Origin of the sequence: Actinomadura sediminis (assembly GCF_042675525.1) — a bacterium.
Classification (GTDB): Bacteria; Actinomycetota; Actinomycetes; order Streptosporangiales; family Streptosporangiaceae; genus Spirillospora; species Spirillospora sediminis.
On the sequence record NZ_JBHTJA010000002.1, the window covers coordinates 1 to 23,280 of the forward strand.

The window sequence follows — 23,280 nt, forward strand, 5'->3', positions numbered from 1 at the left end:
CCGCCGCGGCGCCCGCCGCCGCGGCCGCCGGACCGGCGGCCGCGGCGGCCTCCGCCGCGTCCGTCGCGGCGGCGGGGCCGATCGCCTTCCCGGTGTGCCCGGGGACCTGGATCTGCGGGAGCGGGCCGGTGTTGCGCAGCGGCATCAGCGTGATCTGCTGCAGGGTGACGGGCCCGGCGATGGCGCGGGCCTGCGGCTCCGGCGGCTTGGGCGCCTCGGCCTCGGCCTCGTCCGTTTTCTGCGATACGTACCGATGCAGTGTTCGCAGCAGGACGAACAGTCCCAGCATCGACACGATCGGCGGGACGGCGGCCGTCACCTGGTACGAGAACGTCCGGTTGCCGACGTGCCCGACGTTGAAGATGAGGCTCGCGGTCCACCCGGCGAGGGCGATCGTCAGCGGCAGGAAGAAGTCGAGCCAGCTCATCGCGCTCCTGCGGTGCAGGACGAACGCGTCCACGGCGAGCAGGAACAGGCCCAGTTCGCCGACGATGATGAACAGGTCGACCAGCAGCGGGAACGAGCTGGCCTTCCAGCCGGTCAGGCCGTGCTCCAACGCCCAGTGGTACAGACCGGCGTACGACTGGGCGAAACCACCGGCGGTGGCGGTGATGACCGCTGCCGCCATGAAAGAGATGGCCCCCCACCGTGTGATGACCTGTACGCGGTTGGCAGCGCTCATGCGGCGTACGCTCCAGACTTCCTAACGCGACCAAAGGTGATCGTCGGGAGACTATCCGTTTCGTCCGCGCTTCGTGGGGTAATCCCATTACTTCGAGGTCACGTTCGCCGAAATCGGCGAAAGCGGGCGCCCCCGCCGCGGCGGAGCGGCCGCGGCGGGGGCGGTTCCCTGGAGGGGGCTTCGCGGAGCGTTACGGGACCCGCAGGACGAAGTCGAACGTGGCGGCGCGTCCCGACGGGCCGCCCTGGACGTCCATCAGCAGCGCGGGGTCGAACAGCATGTCCGTCCGGTTGCGGGGCTCGCCCGGGAAGTAGAGCTGCGTGGTCAGGATCGGCTGGTAGGGGGCCTGCACCTTGACGTGGATGTGGCGGGTGCGGCCCGGGTAGAGGCCCGGCACGATGGTCGACAGCGTGAACCGCCCGGACGCGTCGGTGTACTGGTGGCCGCGCAGCGTGTAGCCGTAGTTGTCGTACCGGCCGTAGTAGTCCGCCTGCCAGAAGTCGAGCAGCGCGCGCGCCACGGGGCGGCACGACAGCGAGTACACGTATCCGGTGACGGTGAGCGGCGTGCCGGGCATGCCGGGACGGACGAGCGAGGCGCGCTCCGGCGAGCCGGGCTTGAAGTACGGGCCCTCCATCTGCGGCGGGGTGGGGTCGTCGCCGTCGTCGCACATGGGCGTGGGCGTCAGCGGCCCCTGCTTCGTGCGGGCCGAGGCCGGCGCCGCCGCGGCGGACACCGCGGCCGGGACCGCGAGCGCGCCGAGGCCCGCGGCGATGATGAACTTCTTGCGGGTGATGCCGGATTCCTGGGGTTCGTCCTCGGGCATGGTGTTCCTCTCCGGGATCGTCCGGTTCGGGCGGGGGATTCGGAGCCCCCTTCGCCGGTTCACGGCGGCGGGCGCTCGTAGCGACATGTATAGGCCGCGCGGGAGCGGCCGGTCTTGGCGTTGCCTGCCACCGTCTTGGCGCCGAGTGCCGAATCCGGCGCGGAGTCTCGTCTCGACTCGCTCATTGACGGGCCCGGGGTGCTGTAGAAGCCTTGCGGGTGGCGTCCGGGACCGCCTCTGCACCGTGAAGGAGCGTCATGGCCACGCTCGTCCGCACCTCGGACCGCCCTGCCGCCGACCAGGCCGACTTCTGGCGGCACACGATCAGCTCGGCCTTCGGGCCGTTCCATCTCCGTCCCGCCGCGCCCCGCGACGCCTTCCCCGCCCGGCTGCTCGGCCGGACGTACGGGGACGTCGAGGCGGGCGACGTCCGGGCGCCCGCGCACGAGGTGCGGCGCGGCGACCGGCAGATCGCCCGCGACACCCGCGAGTGCTACAAGATCGGCCTCGTCCTGCGCGGCTCCTGCGTGCTGCGGCAGAACGGCCGGCGGGTCGCGGTCGCCGCCGGCGACGCGGTGTTCTACGACCTGACCCGCCCGGTCGAGATCGCGTTCGGCGCCCACCACATCTTCACCGTGGTGATCCCGCACCGCGCCCTGCCGCTGCCGCACGCCCGGGTGGCGGCGCTGGGCGGGACCCTGCTGTCCGCGCGGGCCCGCACCGGGCGGGCGGTGACGTCCCTGCTCGCGGCGCTGGCCGAGGACGCCCGCGAGCACGGCGAGGACGGTGAAGACCGCGGGCGCGGTGGCCACGGCGGGCCCGGCGGCGACCCGGACGGCCCCGCGCCCCTGTCCGACGAGCCGTACGCGCACCATCTCGGCGGGGCGATCGTCGAGCTGGTCGCCGGGGCGGCGGGGGAGTGGCTGGGCCTGCGCGGGGAGTGCGCGGACCGCGCCCCCGAGCGGGCGGCGATGCTGCGCGCGGTCCGGGAGTGGATCGAGGCGCGGCTGCACGAGCCCGACCTGTGCCCGGCGCGGATCGCGGACGCGCACCACATCTCCGTCCGGCAGCTCTACCGGCTGTTCCAGCCGACCGGCACCACCGTCGCCCGGTACGTCCGGGAGCGCCGCCTCGAGCACTGCCGCCGGGAGCTGGCCGACCCGTTCCTCGGCACCCAGCGGATCGGCGCGATCGCGGCGCGCTGGGGGATGCCGGACGCCGCCGGGTTCAGCCGCGCGTTCCGGGCGGCGTACGGGGTCACGCCCAGCGCGTACCGGGCGGCCTCGACCGGCCTGCACCGCCCCGGGTAAACCCCCACAAAAGGGATGTTTCGGCCGGGAATTGAACCGCCCATCGGGGGGAAGGCGGGGAGCACGACGAACAACGGAGAAGGCGCAACGTCGGGACAAGGGGGAACACCGATGCCACGCCCCGGAAGCCACAAGTACGACACCGAACGCGCCCGCGCCCGCAAGCGCCTCGAGAACGAGGGCACGGCGAACGACCAGGGCGCCGACCGCAGGGCCAACGAGGAGCTCCAGATGCGGGAGGACCACCGGCCGCGGCGCGCCACCGAGCGGGGCGCGGGACCCAAGGGCGAACGGAGGGGGTCGCGGTGAGCGATGCCGACGACGTGCGCGGCGCCGCCCTGCCGCTCGAGTACGAGGAGGACCTCGGCCCGCTCCTGGAGCGGGTCGGGGACGCCTCGTGCGTGCTGCTCGGCGAGGCCAGCCACGGGACGCACGAGTACTACGCCTGGCGCGCCGCGATCACCCGGCACCTGATCGCCGACAAGGGCTTCTCGTTCGTCGCCGTGGAGGGCGACTGGCCGGACTGCCGCCGCGTCGGGCGGTCGGTGGCGCTCGCGCCCGGCGCCGCCGACGACCCGCGCGCCGAACTGGACGCCTACGAGCGCTGGCCGACGTGGATGTGGGCCAACGAGGAGACCGTCCGGTTCTGCCGCTGGCTGCGCGAGCACAACGCGGGCCTCCCGGCGGACGAGCGCGCCGGCTTCTACGGGCTCGACGTCTACAGCCTGTGGGAGTCGCTGCGCGCGGTCGTCGACTACCTCGCCGACCGCCGCCCGGAGTACCTCGAGACGGCCCTGCGGGCCTACCGGTGCTTCGAGCCGCACGGGCAGGACCCGCAGTCCTACGGGTGGAACACCTCGCTCGTCCCCGAGGGGTGCGAGGACGAGGTGCTGGCGCTGCTGACCCGGCTGCGCCGTCCCGTCGGGCACGCCCGCGACCACGAGCGGGAGGCCGAGTTCGACGCCCGGCAGAACGCCGAGGTCGCGGCCGGGGCGGAGCGTTACTATCGGTCCATGATCGGCGGGGGAGCGGAGTCGTGGAACGTCCGGGACGTCCACATGGCCGACACCCTCGGCCGGTTGATGGAGTTCCACGCCGCCGGCGGACGACCCGGCAAGGCCGTGGTGTGGGCGCACAACACCCATGTCGGCGACGCGCGCGCCACCGACATGGCGCGGGCGGGGATGGTCAACCTCGGGCAGCTCGCCCGGGAGCGGCACGGACGCGACCAGGTGGTCGCGGTCGGGTTCGCGGGCGGTCACGGCGAGGTGATCGCGGCGCCGGCCTGGGGCGCGCCGATGGAGGACATGAACGTCCCGCCGCCGCGGCCCGGGTCGCTGGAGGCCGTGCTGGCCGAGTCGGAGCTGCAGCGCGGCATGTTCGTGATGCCGCCCGAACGCGACAAGCCGTCCTTCCTCACCCGCACCCTGGGGCACCGGGCGATCGGCGTCGTCTACGACCCGGACCGGGACGGGCGCCAGTACGTCCCGACGAACCTCGCCGAACGCTACGACGCCCTGTGCTGGTTCCGCGCCACGACCGCGCTGCAGCCGCTCCACCTGGAGCGGGCGCGCCTCGGCGAGCTGGAGACGATGCCCACCGGTGTATAGGAGTCGCTGATGTCGCTCACCATGCCGCCCGGGCCGCTCGCGGGTTCGCCCGGCGAGACGGTCAATTTCACTATCGACGGGCCGAAGCACCGGTTGTTCATGCAGGACTTCCCGCGCCGCGTCCGCGCGCGCTTCGCGGGCGAGACCGTGCTGGACACCGAGCGGGGCAAGTTCCTGCACGAGACCGGCCTGCTCCCCGTCCTGTACGTGCCGGAGGAGGACGTCCGCACGGACCTACTGGAGCAGACCGAGCACAGCACGCACTGCCCGTTCAAGGGCGACGCCGCGTACTGGACGCTGCGGGTGGGCGACCGGGCCGCGGAGAACGCCGTGTGGGCCTACCCAGAACCGCTCCCCACCGCGTCCTGGCTGCGGGGCCACATGGCGTTCTACTGGGGCCGGATGGACGCCTGGTTCGACGAGGACGAGGAGGTCCGGGGCCATCTGCGCGACCCGTTCCACCGGGTGGACGCGCGCGCGACGTCCCGCCGGGTCCGCGTGCTGCGGGGCGACGACGTCCTCGCCGACACGACGCGGGCGAAGCTGCTGTCGGAGACGGGGCTGCGGAACCGGTTCTACATCCCGGCCGACGACGTGAACACCGATCTCCTGACGCGCAGCGGCACCCGCTCGGTCTGTCCCTACAAGGGGGAGGCGACGTACTGGTCGCTGCGGGACGGCGCCGCCGACGTGGCGTGGTCCTACGAGGAACCTTTGGAGGACGCGGCCAAGGTCGCCGGTCACCTGTCGTTCGACCACGACGACCTGACGGTCGAGGCCGGCCCGCCCGCGCCCTGACGGCCTGGCCGTCGGGCACGCGGGTGCGATCGGCCGGATGTGATCCGCCTCCCGGACGGCGATTCCGCGTTGCCTCGCCCGCAACGCCGGTTTACCGTTCGGGTGACGGATCCGCACCCGCCGCGCAAGGAGGACCGTTGGCCCCGCACGCGTCCTCCCCGCATCCCGGCTTCTGGCCCGCGCTCGACGCCGCCCAGCAGGCCGCGCTCCGCGCCGTCGCGCGCGTCCGGCAGTTCGGGGCCCGCGCGCCGCTCGTCTACCAGGGCGACGAGTCCGACCATGTGATCGTGATCGAGCGCGGCTGGGCGAAGGTGACCGCGACGACCGCGGACGGCCACGACGTCGTGCTCGCCGTCCGCGGGCCGGGCGACCTCATCGCCGAGAGCGCCGCACTGGGCGGCCGCACCCGCTCGGCGACGGTGACGGCGCTGTCGCCGATCCGCGCGCTGGTCGTCCCGGCGTCCCGCTTCACCGGGTTCCTGGAGACCCATCCGGAGGTGTGGCGGCTGGTCACCGGCACGTTCGTCGACCGGCTCGACGACCACGACCGCCGCCTGCAGGCGCACGCCGCCGCCCGCGGCGCCCGCCGGCTCGCGCTGCTGCTCGCCCGGCTCGCGGAGCGGTCCGCGCAGCACGTCCCGCCCGCCCGCGACGGCGCGATCGAGATCGGCCCGCCGCTCTCCCAGGCCGAGCTGGGCAGCTGGACGGACGCGTCGCGCGAGACGGTCGCCCGCGCGCTCACCGTGCTGCGCCGCGCGGGGCTGATCCGCACCGGCCGCCGCCGCATCGTCGTCCTCGACCTGCCGGGCCTGCGCGACTACGCCGCCCAGGACCCCGACGACCTGGCCGACCCCGACGACCTGGGCGACCCCGACGCCCCGGACGGCTCCGGCCGGGACGCGTCGCGTCCCACCGGCTGAGGCGTTCCTCCGAACCACCGGTCCGCAGCACCGGCATCTCACTTCCGCGCGGCGGGGTCCCGCGCTTCCGCGGCGAGGCGGCGTTGCGCGTCGGCCCAGTCGATCGGCAGCTCGGAGCCCGTGACGCTCCAGAACACGAACGTCGAGTCGCGCATCACCCCGCGCTTGCGGCGCATGGTGGACCGGTGCGGCTCGGCGGCCGCGTACGCCCGCAGGGCCGCGTCGTCGCGCCACGCGGACAGCGTCCAGAACGTCCGCTTCGCGAGTTCGGCCTTCAGTGTGAACCCGTGCGCTCCCGGCGCCGTGCGCGCCTGCCGCAGCAGCGCGAGCGAGGCCAGGAAGAAGCCCGGGACGTGCCGGAGCGAGCGGACCTCGAACCGGGAGGCCATCACGACCGCCTCGGCGGCCGGGTCCGGGGCCTCCCGGGGGATCCAGGGCAGTGTCGGCATGTTCCCCTCCTCGGCGAGCAATCTAGTCAATGTCTAGATTGCCTCGGCGTCGCAAACTTGTCAATGGCAAGATATGATCGGCGCGACCGAGGGAGGACACCATGGAGCAGCCGAGCTACCACCACGGGAACCTGCGGCGCGCCGTCCTCGACGCGGCCGCCGACGCCATCGCCGAGTCGGGCCCGGCCGGCTGGAGCCTGCGCGAGCTGGCCCGCCGCGCGGGCGTCTCGCACGCCGCCCCCGCCCACCACTTCGGCGACAAGACGGGCGTGCTGACCGCCGTGGCCGCCGAGGGCTACGCGCGGTTCGCCGACGCGCTCGAGGCCGCCGGCGACGACCTGCACGCGACCGGCCTCGCCTACGTGCGCTTCGCCGTCGACCACCCCGCCCACTTCGCGGTGATGTTCCGCCCCCAGCTCTACCGGCCGGACGATCCGGAACTGGCCGACGCGCGCGCCCGCGCGGACGCCGCCCTCACCCGGGGCGTGCGCGGCGTCGCCCCCGGCGGCGTGGACGCCGACGGCACCGCGGCGCTCGCCGCCTGGTCGATCGTGCACGGCTTCGCCGACCTGTGGCTGAGCGGCGCGCTGCCCGCGGACCTGGGCGACGACCCGGTCGCCGCCGCGCGGCCCATCATCGGCCACCTGTTCCGCGCCTAGAACGGCCGGCGGCCCCGCCGGGCGTCCTCGATCAGCGGGACGTCAGAAGGCGGGACGTCAGAAGGCGGGGGCGGCGCGGTGCCTGCGACGCCGGTAGCGCGGCAGCCAGCTGCGGCGGCAGACCAGCCGGATCGGGACCGGCTGCAGCTCCAGCACGGCGCGGCACGTCGGCTCCGGCGCGCCGTCCAGCAGCCAGGGCAGGAAGAGCCGCAGGCCGCGGACGCCGATCTCGTGCCGGAACTCGACGTCGAAGGTGCCCCACTCGAACGCCGTGAGGCTGTCGTGGATCAGCGGCAGGACCTCCGCCTCCTTGTGGTCCAGGAGGGCGTGCACCGCCTTGCGGAGCTCGCGCGCGTACGCGGTGAGCACCTGCGCGTCGTCATGCTCCACCGCCGCGTCCACCGCGTCGATCAGCGGGACGACGCGGAGCGCCAGGGCGTCCATCGCGTCGAGCGCGGCGGCCCGGCCGGGCGGCCCGCCGGGCACGTGCCGCATCACCGACCACAGCGCCCGCCGCTCGGCGGCCTGCTGCGCCCGCCAGTGCAGCGCGAACAGGGGCCACACGTCCGCCGCCGCCGGTCCGGCCCGGTCCTCCGCCGCCAGCCAGTCGGCGTCGCGGCGGAACGCGCCGTACGCGGCGTGCAGCATCGTGAGGTCGAAACGTCCCGGTGCGTCCCGCATGTGTTACCTCTACCCCGCAGACCGTGTACCTACCGGGCCCGCGCCGCTGCCGCGGCCCGGCGGCTTCAGCGTACGACGCCCCGCACCCGCCGATCACCCGGGGGACGATCATGCCTCGCCGGCGCGCTCCCGGAGCCGTTCCCGCTGCGGCACCACCGTGTACTTCGGGTCCTCCGCCGACCGCATGCCCGCGTGGAACGCGCCGAACCGGGTGCAGGCGGAGGCCGCCAGCAGGGCCGCGCCGCCGAGCGCCGCCGCCGTCCGGTTCCGGCCGCCCAGCAGCGCCCCGGTGGCCGCGCCCGCGACCGTGAGCACCCGCGCCGCGCGCACCAGCCGCCCGGCCGTGCCCTCCCGGTAGGCTTCGGCGATCACGCCGAGCCGCCGCTGCATCAGCTCCATCGCGCCCAGCTCGAGCGCCGCGCCGCACACCGCGGCCGTCCGCATCGGGCCCGTCTCCCGGCGCGGCGCCGCGACCAGCGCCATCCCGGCCGCCGCGATGGTCGCCGACCCCGTGAACACGAACGGCATCTCCCGGTACCCCTCGTGCCACGCGGGGACGGCCGTGTCGGCCGCCAGCACGGCGGTGTAGGCGGCGACCGCCGGCCCGAGCGCCGCCGCGCCCGCCGTGGCGGCGTGCCCGAGCCGCGGGAACAGCCCGGTGACGTCCAGGACGGCCGCCGCGCCCGCCGCCGGGCCGTACGCCGCCAGCAGCCACGAGCCCATGCTCATCGGCGACGTCGGCTTCATCACCCGCAGCATGTTGTAGAACCGCCCGGGACGGCCCAGATCGTGGATCAGCGCGGCGGTGGAGCCGGAGATCGCCGCGAGCGACGAGACCTTCAGCGCCCGCGCCGCCGCCGGACGTCCGGTCCACTGCGCGCCCGCGGCCAGCACCGACCCGGCCCCGGCGAGCCCGCCGAGGAAGAAGTACCCGGCGATATCGGCGGCCTTCCAGACCGGCGGGTTCAGGATCGGCTTGCCGTAGTACGAGCCGAACTCGGCGTCCGGCACCATGGCCCGCTCGCCGCGCCCGCCCCGGCGCCGCCGCCCGCCCGGGCGGTCCCGGTCCCGCCCGTCCGGGCGGTGCCCGCCCTGCCCGATCATCGCCTCCCGGTCGGGCCGCGCCCCCTCGACGCCCTCGCGCCCCACGTCCGACGTGCTCATCGCGCGCCTCCCCGCAGGCCGTGGACGGCGAACACCGCGGCGAGGCCGCCCGCCAGCGCGGCCGCCGCCGCGCCCGCGTGCCGCCACATCGACGGCAGGTCCCGGGTGGTCACCACCGGGTCGGGCGGGAGCCCGTACACCTCCGGTTCGTCCAGCAGCAGGAAGAACGCGCCGTCGCCGCCGACCCCGTCCTCGGGGTCGTGCCCGTACAGCCGCGCGTCCTCCACCCCCATGTCGTGCAGCTGCTCGACGCGCATCGAGGCCCGCTCGCGCAGCTCGTCCAGCGGCCCGTACTGGATGGAGTCGGTGGGGCACGCCTTCGCGCACGCGGGCTCCATGCCCTCCCCGAGCCGGTCGTAGCACAGCGTGCACTTCCACGCCCGCCCGTCGCCCTTGCGCTGGTCGATGACGCCGTAAGGGCACGCCGGGATGCAGTACCCGCACCCGTTGCAGATGTCCTCCTGCACCACCACCGTGCCGAACTCGGTCCGGAACAGCGAGCCGGTCGGGCAGACGTCCAGGCACGCCGCGTGCGTGCAGTGCTTGCAGACGTCCGACGCCATCAGCCAGCGCATCCCGCCGTCGCCCTCGGCGGACGGGACGCCGTCGGCCATCGGCCGCGACGACACCGGCCTGTCCTGCTCGATGAACGCGACGTGCCGCCAGGTGTCGGCGCCGAGGCCCTGCGTGTTGTCGTACGACATGCCCGTGAACTCCAGGCCGTCCTCGGGCACCGCGTTCCATTCCTTGCAGGCGACCTCGCACGCCTTGCAGCCGATGCACACCGACGTGTCGGTGAAGAAGCCCATCCGGGGAGGCGGGTCCCGGTGGCCGGCGTTGCCCGCCACGTCGGGTTCCGGTCCCGCGAGCAGGTTGCGGCCGACGAGCGTCCCGTCGGATCCGGAGCGGCCCATCCGACGACCTCCATCCCGGTGGTGCACGGCGCGTGTCCATGGCGCCGCCCGCCGCACGGCGCGCGCGGCGGGCGGAGTGCCTGCACCCTTCCCGGGACGCGGCCCCCTACACGTGCTTCCGCGGAGGCGCGCGCCGCCGGGGGCGGGCCGGGAGGTCAGGGGCGTGTTGCCGTGCGGGTCGAGGAAGTAGGGCTGCCACGCGGCGAGCTGGAGGGACGCCGCCACGGCGGCCCGCGCGCGCTCGAACCGGCGGTCCGTGAACGCGTCGAAGACGTCCCGGCCGGGGCCGCCCGCGGCGAGCAGCAGCCCGGCGAGGACGGCCGCGTCCTCCAGGCACTGCGCGGCGCCCTGCGCGAGGGTGGGCGGGCGGGCGTGCGCGGCGTCCCCGATCAGGACGGCCCGCCCCCGGTTCCACGGCCGGTCGACCAGCAGCGACTCGAACCAGGTGTCGTTGATGCGGTCCGGGGCGGTGATGTCGTCGCGGATCTCCTCCCACGTCCCGCCGTACGCCCGGGCGAGCGCCCGCATGTGCGCCGGCTTGTCGGCGTCCGCGATCTCCGCGAGCAGGCTCCCGTCCGGAGCCCGCGGGCCCAGCACGTCGAACGCGAACCCGGCCGCCGCGACGCGCTCCCAGACGCCGAGGTCGCGCAGCACCCGCAGCGCGTTGCCCTGCAGGGTGATCCCGGACCCGAGCGCCGTCGGCCGGGCGCCGAGCCCGGCGACGTCGACGTCGACGCCCGCGCGGGCGAACGACCTCGAAGTCCAGGGCAACGTGGGTTTATCCACCACGTTCCGGGACAGGGTGACGGCGAAGCCGCCGGGCTTCGGGGAGCGCGAGCCACGCGCGGGCCCGGCGACCGGGGGAAGTGAACACGATGAGGGTGATGCTCAGAGCACGCCTGGACACCCAGATCGCGAACGAGCTGATCGAGGACGGGACACTGCCGGAGCTCATGCGGTCGGTCATGGAGCGGCTCAAGCCCGAGGCGGCCTACTTCCACGCCCACGACGGCGGACGCGCCTGCACGCTCGTCTTCGACATGCAGGACAGCGCGCAGCTCCCGTCCATCGCCGAGCCGTTCTTCCTAAAGCTCGGCGCGGAGGTCGACGTCTTCCCGGCGATGAACGTCGACGACATGCAGAACGGGCTCGCCGCACTCCCGACCTGACGGCCGAGCCGGACGGGCGCGCGGCCCGGCCGCCGCGCGCCCGGGGCGTCAGCGCGCCAGGTGGCGGGAGATGACCAGCCGCTGGATCTGGTTGGTCCCTTCGAAGATCTGCATGACCTTGGCTTCGCGCATATTGCGCTCCACCGGGAAGTCGCGCGTGTAGCCCGCGCCGCCGAGCACCTGCACGGCGTCCGTCGTCACCTTCATGGCGTTGTCGGTCGCGACCAGCTTCGCCACCGACGCCTCCCGCCCGTACGGCCGTCCCGCGTCTTTCAGCCGCGCCGCCGCCAGGTACGTGGCCCGCGCCGACTCGATCGCCGCCTCCATGTCGGCCAGGACGAACGCGAGCCCCTGGTGCTCGATGATCGCCTTGCCGAACGCCTCCCGCTCCTTCGCGTACGCCACCGCCGTGTCGAGCGCCCCCTGCGCGAGGCCCGTCGCGACCGCCGCGATGCCGAGCCGTCCGGCGTCCAGCCCCGCCAGCGCGATCGACAGGCCCTGCCCCTCGCGCCCGATCAGGTGGTCCGCCGGGACCCGGACGCCCTCCAGCCGCACGGTCGCGGTCGTCGAGCCCATCAGGCCCATCTTGTCCTCGGGCGGGTCGAACTCCAGCCCGGGCGTCCCCGCCGGCACGTGGAAGCACGAGATGCCGCGCGCCCCGTCGTCGGACGTCCGCGCCATCACCGTGTAGAAGTCGGCCTCGCCGCCGTGCGTCGTCCACGCCTTCGCGCCGTTCAGCACGTAGGAGCCGCCGTCCCGGACGGCCTTCGCGCGCATCGCCGCCGGGTCCGACCCCGCGTGCGCCTCCGACAGGCAGTACGCGCCGAGCCGCTCGCCCGACAGCATGTCCGGGAGCCACCGCGCGCGCTGCTCGTCCGTCCCGTACGCGAACAGCGGGAAGCACGACAGCGCGTGCACGCTCACCCCGACGCCCACGCTCGCCCACACCGCGCCGATCTCCTCGAGGACCTGCAGGTAGACCTCGTACGACTGGGCGCCGCCGCCGAACTCCTCGGGGTAGGGGAGCGTCAGCAGCCCCGCCCGTCCCAGCGTCGTGAACACGTCGCGCGCGAACTCCCCGGTGCGCTCGGCGTCCGCGACCCGCGGCGCCAGCTCCTTGGCCGCGATCTCCCGGGTCAGCGCGATCAGGTCCGCCGACTCCTCGGTCGGCAGGTGGCGGATGGCGGGCATGGGCGTGCTCCTCTCGTCACCCCGACGGTACCAAAACGGGTACCAGCGAACCCATTTTGGTACTGTCCTGCTCATGACCTCGGTGGACGGCACCCCACGGACCCGCGCGGAACGCCGCCGCGCCGACCTCGTCGACCGCCTCACCGACCTCTTCCTCGCCCGCGGCTTCGCCGCCCTCGGCGTCGCCGACCTGGCCGCCGAGCTGCGCTGCTCCAAGAGCACCCTCTACACGGTCGCCCCCAGCCGCGAGCAGATCATCGTCACGGTCGTCCGCGCCTTCTTCCGCCGCGCCGCCGAGCGCGTCGAGGCCGCCCTGGACGCCGTCCCCGCGCAGGACGGCCCGCGCGAGCGCGTCGGCGCCTACCTGCGGGCCATCTCCGCCGAACTCGCGCCCGCGTCCCCCGCCTTCTTCGCCGACCTCGACGCGTTCCCCCCGGCCCGCGAGATCTACAAGGAGAACACCGGCTTCGCCGTCCGGCGCGTCCGCCGCCTGGTGCGCGAGGCGTCCCCGGACGCCGACGCGGCCTTCGTCGGCGCCGTCGCCGGCCAGGTCATGGAGTCGATCCACCGCGGCGACATCAAGGCCCAGACCGGCCTGGACGACTCCGCCGCCTACGCCGCGCTCGCCGCCCTCATCGTCGCCCGCATGCGGGGCTGACCGCTCCCCGGTGCCCGCGGCGGCGCGTCCGTGGCCTCCCGCTCGGGCGCGGTCAGTAGCCCGCCGTCTGCAGTGCGTGCTCGACCAGGGTGACCAGGATGCTCTTCGCCACGTCCGGACGGCGGACGTCGCACAGCACCACGGGCACGTGGGGGTCGACGTCGAGGGCGTCGCGGATCTCCTCGGCCGAGTAGCGGCGGGCGCCGTCGAAGACGTTCGCGGCGACCACGAACGGGATCTCGCGCTGCTCGAAGAAGTCGATGGAGGCGAAGCTCGTCGTCAGCCGCCGGGTGTCGACGAGGACGACCGCGCCGACCGCGCCGTAGGCGATCTGGTCCCACATGAACCAGAACCGCTCCTGGCCGGGCGTGCCGAACAGGTACAGGCGCACGCCGCCGGAGAGGGTGATGCGGCCGAAGTCCATCGCGACGGTCGTGGTGGTCTTGCCCTCCACGCCGCGCAGGTCGTCCACGCCGGCGGAGACGTCGGTGAGCGTCTCCTCGGTGCGCAGCGGGCGCACCTCGCTGACCGCGCTCACCAGCGTCGTCTTCCCGACGCCGAAACCGCCCGCCACCAGGATCTTCAACGTGTGCAGCGGGACGTCGTCGTCCCGCGCGGCGGCGGAGACGGCGTCAGAGGCGGCGAAGTTCATCGAGCACTCTCATCAGTAGCCGGGGGTCGGGTCGGTCGGCCTGCCGGACCTGCTGCACCTCTTCGATGAGGCCGTAGTGGTGCAGGTCCTCGAGCAGGATCTGCACCACCCGGAACGGCAGGTCGGTCTCGGAGGCCAGGTCGGCGGGGGTGGAGGGCCGCCGGCACAGTTCCAGCAGCGCGCGCTGCTCGCGCGACAGCCAGACCCGCTCGCCCGGTGGGCGCCCGGTCGCGACCAGGACCGTGACCAGGTCGAGGACGAGCCCGCGGGTGCGGGTCCGTCCACGGGTCATCGCGTACGGCCGCACGACCGGGCCCGCGTCCCGGCCGACCCAGCGTTCCCTCGGCGTCTCCACGGCCGCGCTCAGCCGGAGGCGCCGGCCCGCATCGCCGGGTCCTCCGGGCCGGACGAGCGCGGCGCCGTGCCCAGCTGGCGCCGCACCCGCTTGATCAGCATGGTGGTCTCGTAGGCGACGAGCCCGGCGTTGCCGCCCGCGTCGCTCAGCACGGCCAGGCAGCTCCCGTCGCCCGCCGGCATGATGAAGAACAGCATGCCGTCCAGCTCGACGACGGTCTGCCGCACGTGCTTGGCCTGGAAGTGCTCCCGCGCGCCGTTGGCCAGGCTGTGGAAGCCCGACGACAGCGCCGCCAGGAACTCGGCGTCCTTGCGGGTGACGCCGCCCGAGGCGCCCATGACCAGGCCGTCGCGGGACAGCAGCACCGCCTGGTGCACCTCGCCGACCCGTTCGACCAGGTCGTCGAGCAGCCAGTCGAGCTCACCGGTCGCGTGCCCCTGCTGCTTCATGATCGCCCCCATTCATCGCGTGGTTCGAGATCGTGTGGTTCGTCGTCCTCGTCCCTGCCGCGCAGCCATCCCGACTGTAGCGAGGACATCAGGTCGCGGCTGAGCTCCGGGCTCGGCTCCGGGAAGTCGTCGTCCACCGGCCCGCCGTCCGCCGACCCGCCGTCCGGCGGCGCGGGCCGCCGGCGCAGCTGCGGCGCGAGGTTGCGCTGCCGCACCCGCTTGGGGAGCCGGCCGGTGACCTCGCTCGACTCGGCGTCGCCCGGCCCGCCGTCCGCTCCGGGATCCGCCGGGACGGACGGTTCCGCGGGCGGCCCCGCGTCCGGTTCGGCTTCCGGCTCCGAGGCGGGCGCCGCGAGGGGCAGGGGACGGTGGGACGGCGGGGGCGCGTCGAACGGCCCGGCGGCCGGTGCGCCGACCGGCCGCGGATCCGGCCGGGGCGTGCCGTGGACGGCGGGGGGATCGGCGGGCGGGGCGTACAACGGCGTGTAGGTCGGCGTGTAGGTCGGTGTGGGCGGGGCCGCCGGCTCCGGGCGGGCGCCGCGCCCGAGGCGCGGCAGCGACTCCAGCCGGGTGACCGAGCGGCGGCCGCCCGGCCCGTCCGGGCCCGCCGCCGCGGACAGAACGGGCCGGTCGGCGGCCGCCGCCGCGGGCTCCAGGTCGTCGTCCACCGTGACCAGCGCGTGCGGGACCAGGACGATCGCGGTCGTGCCGCCGTACGCCGACTGCTGCAGCGACACCTTGACGCCGTGCCGGGCGGCCAGCTTCGCGACGACGAACAGCCCGAGCCGGTCGGTGTCGGCGAGGTCGAACTCGACGTCGCTGGCCAGCCGCCGGTTCAGCTCGGCGCGCTCCTCGGCGCTCAGGCCGATCCCGCGGTCCACGACCTCGACGGCGAGCCCGTTGGCGACGGTGTCGACCTTGACGGTCACCTCGGTGGCGGGCGGGGAGAACGCCGCGGCGTTCTCGATCAGCTCGGCCAGCAGGTGGATGACGTCGGCGACCACGGTGCCGATCACGGCGGCCGACGAGGCGCCCGTGACCACCACGCGCGTGTAGTCCTCCACCTCGGCGATCGCGGCGCGCACGACGTCCTCCGCCGGGACCGGACGGTCCCAGGCCCGCACGGTGGGGGACCCGGACAGGATGACCAGGCCCTCGGCGTGCCGCCGCATGCGGGTGGTGAGGTGGTCGAGCCGGAACAGGTCCTCGAGCTCCTCCGGGCTGGACGCGCGGCGCTCCATCTGGTCGAGCAGCCGCAACTGCCGGTGCAGCAGCGACTGGCTCCGCCACGACAGGTTGATGAACACGCGGTTGATGCCGGCGCGCAGCTCGGCCTCCGCGATCGCCTCGCCGATCGCGGTGCGCTGCACCGCGTCGAACGCCTCGCCGACCAGCGCGATCTCGGTCGTCCCGCCGGTCGCGGGCGGGGGCGCGGCGGCGTCGACGTCCACCGTCTCGCCCTTGCGCAGCCGCGCCACGACCGCCGGCAGCCGCTCGTGCGCGAGCCGCTGCGCCGTCTCCTGCAGGCGCCGCAGCTCGTCGGTGAGCCGCCGCGCGAACAGCAGCGACAGCGTCACGGACGCGATGACCGCGAGCAGGCCGAGGCCGCCCGCCGCGTAGAACCCGAGCATGATCCGGTCGCCGGCGGGCTCGACGTACTCCCGGGACAGCGAGTCGTTGGCCTGCACGGCCGCGCGCAGCCACACCGGGTCGAGCTTCTCGACGCCGCCGCGCCACTCCCGGCGGGACGGCGCGATGCCGTTGTTGACGACGCCGCTCTCGAGCGTCGTGTACGCGGCGTACTCCCCGGAGTCCGCCAGGTCCTCCATGATCGTGGCGATCTCGCCGTCCGCGCCGGCCCGCCCCAGCGCGAAGAACTGCTCCCGGCTGCCCGCCCAGGACGCGAACGCGGCGCGGCTGACGGTGTCCATCGGCCCGGCCCCGAGCGCCGTCAGCAGCGCGTCCTCGCGGAGCATGAACTCGCGGGCCCAGTAGTTGTGCAGGACGGCGCTGGTGTTCCGGTAGACGGTGACGTCGTCCACGCTGACCAGGGTGGTCAGCGTCCGGACCACGGTGTCGACCACCGCGCTGTAGCCGTTGATCGCCGCGAGCGGGGTGGTGCCGCCGATCTCCACCTGGGAGCGCAGCGAGCCGAGGACGTCGAACGTCCCGGCGCTCCACTCGACGCGCCGCTCGATCGGCGCCTCCATCGCGTCCCGGGTCCCCTGGGACAGCGCCGAGGAGCGGAACGCCGCCACCGCGGCGTCCGTCCTGTCCGCGAGTTCCCGGAAGCGCTTCTCGTCGGTGGCTTCGCCGGTCACCAGGGCGCGGACGGCCGCGGCGCGCTCCTGCTGGACCGCCTCGACCGCCGTCGTCGCCGGGACGCCGACGTCGGTGTAGACGGTCGAGAAGTCGAACCGCTGGAGGGCGTTGGTCAGCGTGACGGTGGCGGGGACGCCCCACATGACGAGCAGGGCGCTGAGCGGGATCGCCAGCAGCAGCGCGATCCGGCGCCGGATGGGGCGCGTGCGCCGCCGCGCGGGCGTCCCGCCGGCGTCCCGTGGGTTCGACACTGCTTCACACTCCGCGCATTCATAACGGCCGTCACCAAAGGCCACGGAGCATACTTGCGTTTATTTGAGGAAGGCCAGAGGGGATGCCGGTTGAGGACACGCGCGACCTTCGTCGTTCACGGAACGCGACGGCGTGATCACGTTCGATCGTTCCGAGTTGCATTCGGCGAGGCCGGGGTTGTAATGGGCGCCCGGGGCGCCGGCTCCCGGTGAGCGGTCCGTCCCGAACGCCTGATCACCGTCCCGCGGGCGGACCATTTCCGCCGTCCCGTCGAGCACGGAAATCGTTTCCGAGTCCGTTCAGGTGATCATTAGCGGGACCGGCGATGCGTGAGCCGCACCCTGATGTGCGGTTTCGTCCAGGGGCCCAAGAAAGGCGTCAGTCATCCCTTGTGGCGTGAATTACCTCATGTCAGGATTCGGATGCTTCGTCCCCCGGACATCGGAGACAGAGTCATGCGCAGAACCGCGCTGGCGTCGCTCCTCGGCCTGTCGCTCGCCGCCACCACCGTGACGGCGACCGCGGCCCAGGCACAGCCGACGCGCCCAGCGGACCCCACCACCGGCGCCGCGGCCGGACCGGCGAACGCGGCACGCTCCGAGCTGGCCCGGCTGGTCCGGCTCAAGGACGTCCGCCGCCACCAGCTGAACCTGCAGCGGATCGCGGACGCCAACGGCGGCAACCGGGCCGCGGGGCTCCCGGGCAACGAGGTCACGATCAAGTACATCGTGAACCAGCTCGAACGGGCGGGATACGACCCGCGGGTCCAGAAGTTCGAGTTCGACTTCTGGCAGGAGGTCTCCGAGCCGGTCTTCGCCGAGACGGCGCCCGACCCGCGCACGTTCGCGCCCGGCACCGACTACGAGACGCTGCAGTACTCCGGGGCGGGCGACGTCACGGCCGCCGCCACGCCCGTCGACCCCGCCGCGGGCGGCGCCGGCAGCGGGTGCGAGGCCGCCGACTTCGCGGGATTCCCCGCCGGGAACATCGCGCTGATCCGGCGCGGCGGCTGCTTCTTCTCGGTCAAGGCCGACAACGCCATCGCCGCCGGCGCGAAGGCCGTCGTCATCTACCAGCAGCCCGGCACGGAAGGCCCCGTCGCGGGCACGCTCACCACCCCCTACGACGTCCCGGTCATCGGCCCGACGCACGCCGTCGGCACCGCGCTCGTCGAGAAGGCGCAGGCGGGCGGCGTGACGCTGCGCGTCAAGACCGACGTCCTCAACGACCGCCGCGAGACCGCCAACGTGATCGCCGAGACCGGCCGCGGACGGGACGACAACGTGGTGCTCGTCGGCGCGCACAACGACAGCGTCACCGACGGGCCCGGCGTCAACGACGACGGCTCGGGCGTCGCCGCGCTGCTCGAGATGGCGAAGCAGATCCGCAAGCTCGGGCCGAAGGTCCGCAACCAGGTGCGGTTCGCGTTCTGGGGCGCCGAGGAGGAGGGCCTGATCGGCTCCCAGCACTACGTCGACACGCTCCCGCAGGACCGGCGGGACGACATCGCGCTCGTCCTCAACTTCGACATGCTCGGCTCGCCCAACTTCGTCCGGTTCGTCTTCGACGGCGACAACAGCGCGGGCCAGAACAACGTCGAGGCGCCCGCCGGATCCGGCGCGATCGAGCACGCGTTCAACGAGTACTTCGCCGCGCGGGGCCTCCGGACCGACCCGACGCCCTTCAACGGGCGGTCGGACTACAACGCCTTCATCACGGTCGGCATCCCGGCGGGCGGCCTGTTCACCGGCGCGGAGGGCCTCAAGACGCCCGAGCAGGCGGCCGTCTACGGCGGCACGGCCGGGGAGCCCTACGACCCCTGCTACCACTCCGAGTGCGACCGCTACGGCAACGTGAACCTCCGCGGCTACGACCAGATGGTCGACGGCGCCGCCGCGATCACGCAGAAGTTCGCGCACAGCACGCTCACCGTCAACGGGAACGCGCTGGCGCCGCAGCAGGCCCGCCCGGTGACGAAGAGCGCACCGGAACACCGCGGCCATTACGCGACCGAGTAAAGGCGCGCCCGAACAAAGGAAAGAGGGACGCGCCGGACCATCGTTCACCGATGGTCCGGCGCGTCCCTCAATTCCGCCCGGCCGTGCCGCGCTCCGGAAAACGGAAAGGCGTCAGAGTCCCAGTTCCGCGGCGAGCGCCCGCAGCCCGGGAACCGGGTCCTGCTCGTCCTCGGTCAGCAACTGGACGGCCACGTGGTCGGCGCCCGCGTCGTGGTGCGCCTCCAGCGCCGCCGCGACCGCCGCCGGCTCGCCGTGCGGCGCCAGCGCGTCGATGAGCGCGTCGCTGCCGTCGCCGGCGATGTCCTCCTCCGCCCAGCCGAGCCGCTCCAGGTTCGCGGTGTAGTTCCGCAGCTTCAGGTACGGGTTCGCGACCTGCGCCCGGCCGATCGCGCGCGCCCGCTCCGGATCGGCGTCCAGGACGACCTTCTGCTCGGGCGCGAGCAGCCGCCCGTCGCCGAGCTCGGTGCGCGCCCGGCGGGTGTGCTCGGGCGTGACCAGGTACGGGTGCGCGCCGGCCGTCCGCTCGGCGGCCAGCCGCAGCACCTTCGGCCCGAGCGCCGCCAGCACCCGGCCGTCCGCCGGGACGCCCGCGGCGTCCAGCCGGTCCAGGTAGTCGACGATCATCTCGTACGGCGCCCGGTACTCCTGGGTCGCCTCCCGATGACCGACCCCGACGCCGAGCACGAACCGCTCGCCGTGGGCGTCGCGCAGCCGCAGGTAGGACGCCGCGGCCTCCGCGGCGGGCGTCGCCCACATGTTCACGATGCCGGTCGCGACGACGATCCGCTCCGTCGCCGCGAGCAGGCGCTCCGCGATGCCCGGGTCGGTGGGCGAAGCGCCGATCCAGATCGCCCCGTACCCGAGCGCCTCCACCTCGCGTGCCAGCTCCGGAGTCAGCCGCGGCCACGGCCGCCAGATGCCGTACCGGCCCATGTCGATCTTCGTCATGCTCGCTCCAACATCGCGCCTCGCCGGATCATGCCCGGCCTTCCCCGCCGCACCACATCTACCGGTCTCCCGGCACGCGCGTCCCGTAAGCGCGCACCGTGTTTCTCGCACATCCCCACGGGCAGGTCCTCAGGCGTTGCGACGACCGGCCCGGGAACCGGGACGGGCCGGGCGAGGGGGAGGTTTTCGATAATGACCGCGGGCTGGTACGGAGCCGGGGGAATGGACCCGTTCGAGGAGATGCTCGCCCGGTTCTTCGGAGCGCGGGCGCACCGCCGTCCCACGGAGCGGGTCAGCATCGCCCGGCTCATGAGCGAACCCGCGCGCGAGCTCGTGCGCGACGCCGCGGCGCAGGCGGCGCAGTGGGGCAGCCTCGACCTGGACACCGACCACCTGCTGTGGGCGGCCACCCGGCAGCAGGGCACCCGGCACTGGCTGGTGCGCGCCGGCGCCGACCCCGACAAGATCAAGGCGGAGATCGAGGAGAGCGCCCGGCGCGGCGATCCCCGCGACGTGCCGCCGCAGCTGACGCCGTCCGCCAAACGCGCGCTGCTGGACTCGCACCAGATCTCGCGCGCGCTCGGCTCGTCCTACATCGGACCGGAGCACCTGCTGTTCGCGCTCGCCCTGGACCGCGACTCGCACGCCGGCCGCATCCTGGACGCCGAGCACGTGACACCCGACTCGCTGCAGAACGCCGCGGCGGGCGGCGGCGGCCACGGGCCGCAGCCCCCCGGCGGGGGCGGCGGCCAGCAGCCGACCGGCACCCCGACCCTCGACGAGTACGGCCGCGACCTCACCGAGTACGCCCGCGAGGGCCGCATCGACCCGGTGATCGGCCGGTCCGAGGAGATCGAGCAGACCGTCGAGGTGCTGTCGCGGCGGACCAAGAACAACCCGGTGCTGATCGGCGACCCCGGCGTCGGCAAGACCGCCATCGCCGAGGGCCTCGCGCAGCGCATCGTGGACGACGACGTGCCCGACACCCTCCGCGGCAAGCGGCTCGTCCAGCTCGACCTCAGCGGGATGGTCGCCGGCACCCGCTACCGCGGCGACTTCGAGGAACGGCTGAAGAAGGTCATGGACGAGATCCGCGACCACTCCGACGAGCTCGTCATCTTCATCGACGAGATCCACACGGTCGTGGGCGCGGGCGGCGCGGAGGGCGCGATGGACGCCGCCAACATGCTCAAGCCCGCCCTCGCCCGCGGCGAACTGCACGTCGTCGGCGCCACCACCATCGACGAGTACCGCCGCAACATCGAGAAGGACGCGGCCCTCGAGCGCCGCTTCCAGCCGATCATGATCGCGGAGCCGTCCGGCGACGACAGCATCGAGATCCTGCGCGGCCTGAGCGACCGCTACGAGGCCCACCACCAGGTGCGGTTCGCCGACGAGGCGCTGGTCGCCGCCGTCGACCTGTCCAGCCGCTACCTCACCGACCGGTTCCTGCCCGACAAGGCGATCGACATGATCGACCAGGCGGGGGCGCGCGTCCGGCTGCGCTCGCACGCCAGGGACGGCGGGCGCCGCGAGCTGGAGGACCGCCTCGAGCGGCGGCGCCGCGAGAAGGACCAGGCGGTCTTCGACGAGGACTACGAGAAGGCGTCGCAGCTCCGCGACGAGATCGCGAACCTGGAGGGCGACCTGGCCGCCGCGCGCTCCGGCGACGGCCACGAGACCGTCCCCGAGGTCACCGTCGAGGACATCGCCGAGGTGGTCTCCCGCATCTCCGGCGTCCCCGTCACCCAGCTCACCCAGGCCGAGAAGGACCGCCTGGCGAACCTGGAGGAGCACCTGCACGAGCGCGTCGTCGGGCAGGAGGACGCGGTCGCCGCCGTCGCGCGCGCCGTGCGCCGGTCCCGCGCGGGGATGAGCGACCCCGACCGCCCGATCGGCGGGTTCCTGTTCCTCGGCCCGACCGGCGTCGGCAAGACCGAGCTGGCCAAGGCGCTCGCCGAGGCCCTGTTCGGCAGCCGCGACCGGATGGTCCGCTTCGACATGAGCGAGTTCCAGGAGAAGCACACCGTCAGCCGCCTGATGGGCGCACCGCCCGGATACGTCGGCTACGAGGAGGCCGGGCAGCTCACCGAGGCCGTCCGCCGCCAGCCCTACTCGGTGATCCTCCTCGACGAGATCGAGAAGGCCCACCAGGACGTCTTCAACGTCCTCCTCCAGCTCCTCGACGACGGCCGCCTCACCGACGCGCAGGGCCGCACCGTCGACTTCCGCAACACCGTCGTCATCATGACCAGCAACCTCGGCTCCGAGCTCATCACCGGCCAGGTCGAGATCGGGTTCGGCACGGTCGGCGGCGACGGCCGGGGCTCCGCCCTCAGCGACCGCATCATGCGCCGCCTCCGCGAGGCGTTCCGGCCCGAGTTCCTCAACCGGATCGACGAGATCATCGTGTTCCACCGGCTCGAGGCCGTCCAGCTCCGGGAGATCACCGACCTGCTCCTGGACGAGACGCGCCGCCGGCTCCGCGCGCAGGACGTCACCGTCTCGTTCGGCACCGAGGCCGTCGACTGGCTCGCCGAACGCGGCCACCAGCCCGAGTTCGGCGCCCGCCCGCTGCGCCGCACGATCCAGCGCGAGGTCGACGACCGGCTCTCCGACCTGCTGCTGTCGGGCGACCTCGCGCCCGGCCGGCACGTCGACGTCACCGCGACGTCCGACGGCCTCGCCTTCGAGATCACCACCCCCGAACCGGCGTCCGCCCCGTAGGGCGCCGCCCGGGAACGGATCCGCGACCACGGCGCCCGCGCGACCTGCACCGCCGGGCGCCGTCCCTTGCCCGGGTGTTCTCGGGGCACGAAAAAGCCCAGGCGCGGGACGTAGGTCCTGGCCTGGGCAGTGGTGGGCGATACTGGGATTGAACCAGTGACCTCTACCGTGTCAAGGTAGCGCTCTCCCACTGAGCTAATCGCCCGGGTCCGCCGCCTCCGGGGGGAGACGCGGGATCGAGGTGGAGACGGGATTTGAACCCGTGTACACGGCTTTGCAGGCCGTTGCCTCGCCTCTCGGCCACTCCACCAGAAGAGACCTTCTGGGTTCACAGCCTGAAAGGCCCCTCAGAGCGGAAGACGGGATTTGAACCCGCGACCCTCACCTTGGCAAGGTGATGCTCTACCCCTGAGCCACTTCCGCCTGTCTGCCTCCCGGCCCGTCCGGCCCGTTCGGCGACGGGGAAAACATTAGCGCGTCCGAGCGCGATGTGCGAACCGGATTCCCCGGCGAGCCGTCCGGGGGA

Annotated in this window: 22 protein-coding genes, 3 tRNA genes and 1 pseudogene; 10 read left to right on the forward strand and 16 right to left on the reverse strand. The window is 73.9% G+C overall.

All coding sequences use genetic code 11. The features are described from left to right. Together ACFQ11_RS01635 and ACFQ11_RS01640 are read right to left on the reverse strand one after the other, a co-directional pair. Positions 1-628 (reverse strand): DUF2637 domain-containing protein (locus ACFQ11_RS01635; RefSeq protein WP_378295915.1); only part of this gene is annotated, 628 nt, incomplete at its 3' end. 244 nt (positions 629-872) lie between these two features. Next, positions 873-1,508, reverse strand: coding sequence for a dioxygenase family protein (locus tag ACFQ11_RS01640; protein ID WP_378295916.1), 636 nt, complete (start codon positions 1,506-1,508; stop codon positions 873-875). Positions 1,509-1,765: 257 nt separating this feature from the next. Between ACFQ11_RS01640 and ACFQ11_RS01645 the strand changes: the two genes are divergently transcribed. The 5 genes from ACFQ11_RS01645 (at position 1,766) to ACFQ11_RS01665 (ending at position 6,146) form a co-directional block, all read left to right on the forward strand. Continuing rightward, positions 1,766-2,818: an AraC-like ligand-binding domain-containing protein gene (locus ACFQ11_RS01645; protein WP_378295917.1), complete on the forward strand. Its 1,053-nt coding sequence runs from the start codon at positions 1,766-1,768 to the stop codon at positions 2,816-2,818. A 111-nt stretch (positions 2,819-2,929) separates the two neighbouring features. Continuing rightward, on the forward strand, positions 2,930-3,127 hold the full coding sequence (locus ACFQ11_RS01650; protein ID WP_378295918.1) for a hypothetical protein: 198 nt from the start codon (positions 2,930-2,932) through the stop codon (positions 3,125-3,127). Beyond that, positions 3,124-4,428: an erythromycin esterase family protein gene (locus ACFQ11_RS01655; RefSeq protein ID WP_378295920.1), complete on the forward strand. Its 1,305-nt coding sequence runs from the start codon at positions 3,124-3,126 to the stop codon at positions 4,426-4,428. Before ACFQ11_RS01650 ends, ACFQ11_RS01655 begins: the two co-directional genes overlap by 4 nt. Positions 4,429-4,437: 9 nt before the next feature. Beyond that, complete coding sequence (locus ACFQ11_RS01660; RefSeq protein WP_378295921.1) at positions 4,438-5,226, forward strand: DUF427 domain-containing protein; 789 nt, start codon at positions 4,438-4,440, stop codon at positions 5,224-5,226. Positions 5,227-5,363: 137 nt separating this feature from the next. Next, on the forward strand, positions 5,364-6,146 hold the full coding sequence (locus ACFQ11_RS01665) for a Crp/Fnr family transcriptional regulator (protein WP_378295923.1): 783 nt from the start codon (positions 5,364-5,366) through the stop codon (positions 6,144-6,146). Positions 6,147-6,184: 38 nt separating this feature from the next. Here ACFQ11_RS01665 and ACFQ11_RS01670 read toward each other — a convergent pair whose 3' ends face one another. Beyond that, positions 6,185-6,595: a DUF3291 domain-containing protein gene (locus ACFQ11_RS01670; protein ID WP_378295925.1), complete on the reverse strand. Its 411-nt coding sequence runs from the start codon at positions 6,593-6,595 to the stop codon at positions 6,185-6,187. A gap of 101 nt (positions 6,596-6,696) precedes the next feature. On the opposite strand from ACFQ11_RS01670, the gene ACFQ11_RS01675 reads away from it, so the two are divergent. Beyond that, complete coding sequence (locus tag ACFQ11_RS01675; RefSeq protein WP_378295926.1) at positions 6,697-7,254, forward strand: TetR/AcrR family transcriptional regulator; 558 nt, start codon at positions 6,697-6,699, stop codon at positions 7,252-7,254. Positions 7,255-7,311: 57 nt separating this feature from the next. Here the strand turns inward: ACFQ11_RS01675 and ACFQ11_RS01680 are convergent, their stop codons facing one another. From ACFQ11_RS01680 to ACFQ11_RS01695, 4 genes and pseudogenes are all read right to left on the reverse strand, one after another. Further along, entirely contained in the window at positions 7,312-7,935 is a 624-nt protein-coding gene (locus ACFQ11_RS01680) for a hypothetical protein (protein ID WP_378295927.1), read from the reverse strand. A gap of 108 nt (positions 7,936-8,043) precedes the next feature. After that, positions 8,044-9,099 carry an NrfD/PsrC family molybdoenzyme membrane anchor subunit gene (nrfD, locus tag ACFQ11_RS01685; RefSeq protein ID WP_378295928.1) on the reverse strand — a complete coding sequence of 352 codons (1,056 nt, stop codon included), beginning with the start codon at positions 9,097-9,099 and terminating at the stop codon, positions 8,044-8,046. Continuing rightward, positions 9,096-9,908 (reverse strand): 4Fe-4S dicluster domain-containing protein, encoded by an 813-nt coding sequence (locus tag ACFQ11_RS01690; RefSeq protein ID WP_378296163.1) that lies wholly within the window; start codon positions 9,906-9,908, stop codon positions 9,096-9,098. Before ACFQ11_RS01690 ends, nrfD begins: the two co-directional genes overlap by 4 nt. Before the next feature lie 333 nt (positions 9,909-10,241). Beyond that, positions 10,242-10,541: pseudogene (locus ACFQ11_RS01695) on the reverse strand (FAD-dependent monooxygenase); the annotation flags it as partial. 356 nt (positions 10,542-10,897) lie between these two features. On the opposite strand from ACFQ11_RS01695, the gene ACFQ11_RS01700 reads away from it, so the two are divergent. Beyond that, complete coding sequence (locus tag ACFQ11_RS01700; RefSeq protein WP_378295930.1) at positions 10,898-11,182, forward strand: hypothetical protein; 285 nt, start codon at positions 10,898-10,900, stop codon at positions 11,180-11,182. A gap of 48 nt (positions 11,183-11,230) precedes the next feature. On the opposite strand, the gene ACFQ11_RS01705 is transcribed toward ACFQ11_RS01700, so the two are convergent. Continuing rightward, positions 11,231-12,373: an acyl-CoA dehydrogenase family protein gene (locus ACFQ11_RS01705; protein WP_378295931.1), complete on the reverse strand. Its 1,143-nt coding sequence runs from the start codon at positions 12,371-12,373 to the stop codon at positions 11,231-11,233. Positions 12,374-12,446: 73 nt separating this feature from the next. On the opposite strand from ACFQ11_RS01705, the gene ACFQ11_RS01710 reads away from it, so the two are divergent. Then, entirely contained in the window at positions 12,447-13,031 is a 585-nt protein-coding gene (locus ACFQ11_RS01710) for a TetR/AcrR family transcriptional regulator (protein WP_378295932.1), read from the forward strand. 52 nt (positions 13,032-13,083) lie between these two features. Here ACFQ11_RS01710 and ACFQ11_RS01715 read toward each other — a convergent pair whose 3' ends face one another. The 4 genes from ACFQ11_RS01715 to ACFQ11_RS01730 are packed head-to-tail and all read right to left on the reverse strand — an operon-like array spanning position 13,084 to position 17,060. Further along, entirely contained in the window at positions 13,084-13,683 is a 600-nt protein-coding gene (locus ACFQ11_RS01715) for a GTP-binding protein (RefSeq protein ID WP_378295934.1), read from the reverse strand. Beyond that, entirely contained in the window at positions 13,664-14,038 is a 375-nt protein-coding gene (locus ACFQ11_RS01720; RefSeq protein ID WP_378295935.1) for a DUF742 domain-containing protein, read from the reverse strand. Before ACFQ11_RS01720 ends, ACFQ11_RS01715 begins: the two co-directional genes overlap by 20 nt. An 8-nt stretch (positions 14,039-14,046) precedes the next feature. Next, positions 14,047-14,487 (reverse strand): roadblock/LC7 domain-containing protein, encoded by a 441-nt coding sequence (locus tag ACFQ11_RS01725; RefSeq protein WP_378295936.1) that lies wholly within the window; start codon positions 14,485-14,487, stop codon positions 14,047-14,049. Beyond that, the gene (locus ACFQ11_RS01730) at positions 14,484-17,060 is read right to left on the reverse strand and encodes a sensor histidine kinase (RefSeq protein WP_378295937.1); all 2,577 of its coding nucleotides are present in this window, start codon (positions 17,058-17,060) and stop codon (positions 14,484-14,486) included. Before ACFQ11_RS01730 ends, ACFQ11_RS01725 begins: the two co-directional genes overlap by 4 nt. A 456-nt stretch (positions 17,061-17,516) precedes the next feature. Between ACFQ11_RS01730 and ACFQ11_RS01735 the strand changes: the two genes are divergently transcribed. Then, positions 17,517-19,079, forward strand: a complete 1,563-nt coding sequence (locus ACFQ11_RS01735) for a M20/M25/M40 family metallo-hydrolase (RefSeq protein WP_378295938.1) — start codon at positions 17,517-17,519, stop codon at positions 19,077-19,079. A gap of 111 nt (positions 19,080-19,190) precedes the next feature. Here ACFQ11_RS01735 and ACFQ11_RS01740 read toward each other — a convergent pair whose 3' ends face one another. Further along, entirely contained in the window at positions 19,191-20,027 is an 837-nt protein-coding gene (locus ACFQ11_RS01740) for an LLM class F420-dependent oxidoreductase (protein WP_378295939.1), read from the reverse strand. A 192-nt stretch (positions 20,028-20,219) separates the two neighbouring features. On the opposite strand from ACFQ11_RS01740, the gene ACFQ11_RS01745 reads away from it, so the two are divergent. Further along, the gene (locus tag ACFQ11_RS01745) at positions 20,220-22,754 is read left to right on the forward strand and encodes an ATP-dependent Clp protease ATP-binding subunit (protein WP_378295940.1); all 2,535 of its coding nucleotides are present in this window, start codon (positions 20,220-20,222) and stop codon (positions 22,752-22,754) included. 130 nt (positions 22,755-22,884) lie between these two features. Here the strand turns inward: ACFQ11_RS01745 and ACFQ11_RS01750 are convergent. From ACFQ11_RS01750 to ACFQ11_RS01760, 3 genes are all read right to left on the reverse strand, one after another. After that, positions 22,885-22,959 (reverse strand) — tRNA-Val (locus tag ACFQ11_RS01750). A 34-nt stretch (positions 22,960-22,993) separates the two neighbouring features. Continuing rightward, positions 22,994-23,064: transfer RNA gene (locus ACFQ11_RS01755), tRNA-Cys, on the reverse strand. Positions 23,065-23,105: 41 nt separating this feature from the next. Beyond that, a tRNA-Gly gene (locus ACFQ11_RS01760) sits at positions 23,106-23,177 on the reverse strand. Positions 23,178-23,280 lie beyond the last annotated feature (103 nt).

Excerpts from the sequence above, each read along its gene's own strand:
- ACFQ11_RS01710 (WP_378295932.1), top strand. The coding sequence starts at position 12,447 with ATGACCTCGGTGGACGGCACCCCACGGACCCGCGCGGAACGCCGCCGC.
- ACFQ11_RS01745 (WP_378295940.1), top strand. The coding sequence starts at position 20,220 with ATGACCGCGGGCTGGTACGGAGCCGGGGGAATGGACCCGTTCGAGGAG.
- ACFQ11_RS01650 (WP_378295918.1), top strand. The coding sequence starts at position 2,930 with ATGCCACGCCCCGGAAGCCACAAGTACGACACCGAACGCGCCCGCGCC.
- ACFQ11_RS01640 (WP_378295916.1), bottom strand. The coding sequence starts at position 1,508 with ATGCCCGAGGACGAACCCCAGGAATCCGGCATCACCCGCAAGAAGTTC.
- ACFQ11_RS01700 (WP_378295930.1), top strand. The coding sequence starts at position 10,898 with ATGCTCAGAGCACGCCTGGACACCCAGATCGCGAACGAGCTGATCGAG.
- ACFQ11_RS01725 (WP_378295936.1), bottom strand. The coding sequence starts at position 14,487 with ATGAAGCAGCAGGGGCACGCGACCGGTGAGCTCGACTGGCTGCTCGAC.
- ACFQ11_RS01645 (WP_378295917.1), top strand. The coding sequence starts at position 1,766 with ATGGCCACGCTCGTCCGCACCTCGGACCGCCCTGCCGCCGACCAGGCC.
- ACFQ11_RS01715 (WP_378295934.1), bottom strand. The coding sequence starts at position 13,683 with ATGAACTTCGCCGCCTCTGACGCCGTCTCCGCCGCCGCGCGGGACGAC.
- ACFQ11_RS01680 (WP_378295927.1), bottom strand. The coding sequence starts at position 7,935 with ATGCGGGACGCACCGGGACGTTTCGACCTCACGATGCTGCACGCCGCG.
- ACFQ11_RS01740 (WP_378295939.1), bottom strand. The coding sequence starts at position 20,027 with ATGACGAAGATCGACATGGGCCGGTACGGCATCTGGCGGCCGTGGCCG.
- ACFQ11_RS01675 (WP_378295926.1), top strand. The coding sequence starts at position 6,697 with ATGGAGCAGCCGAGCTACCACCACGGGAACCTGCGGCGCGCCGTCCTC.
- ACFQ11_RS01735 (WP_378295938.1), top strand. The coding sequence starts at position 17,517 with ATGCGCAGAACCGCGCTGGCGTCGCTCCTCGGCCTGTCGCTCGCCGCC.
- ACFQ11_RS01670 (WP_378295925.1), bottom strand. The coding sequence starts at position 6,595 with ATGCCGACACTGCCCTGGATCCCCCGGGAGGCCCCGGACCCGGCCGCC.
- ACFQ11_RS01660 (WP_378295921.1), top strand. The coding sequence starts at position 4,438 with ATGTCGCTCACCATGCCGCCCGGGCCGCTCGCGGGTTCGCCCGGCGAG.
- nrfD (WP_378295928.1), bottom strand. The coding sequence starts at position 9,099 with ATGAGCACGTCGGACGTGGGGCGCGAGGGCGTCGAGGGGGCGCGGCCC.
- ACFQ11_RS01690 (WP_378296163.1), bottom strand. The coding sequence starts at position 9,908 with ATGGGCTTCTTCACCGACACGTCGGTGTGCATCGGCTGCAAGGCGTGC.
- ACFQ11_RS01705 (WP_378295931.1), bottom strand. The coding sequence starts at position 12,373 with ATGCCCGCCATCCGCCACCTGCCGACCGAGGAGTCGGCGGACCTGATC.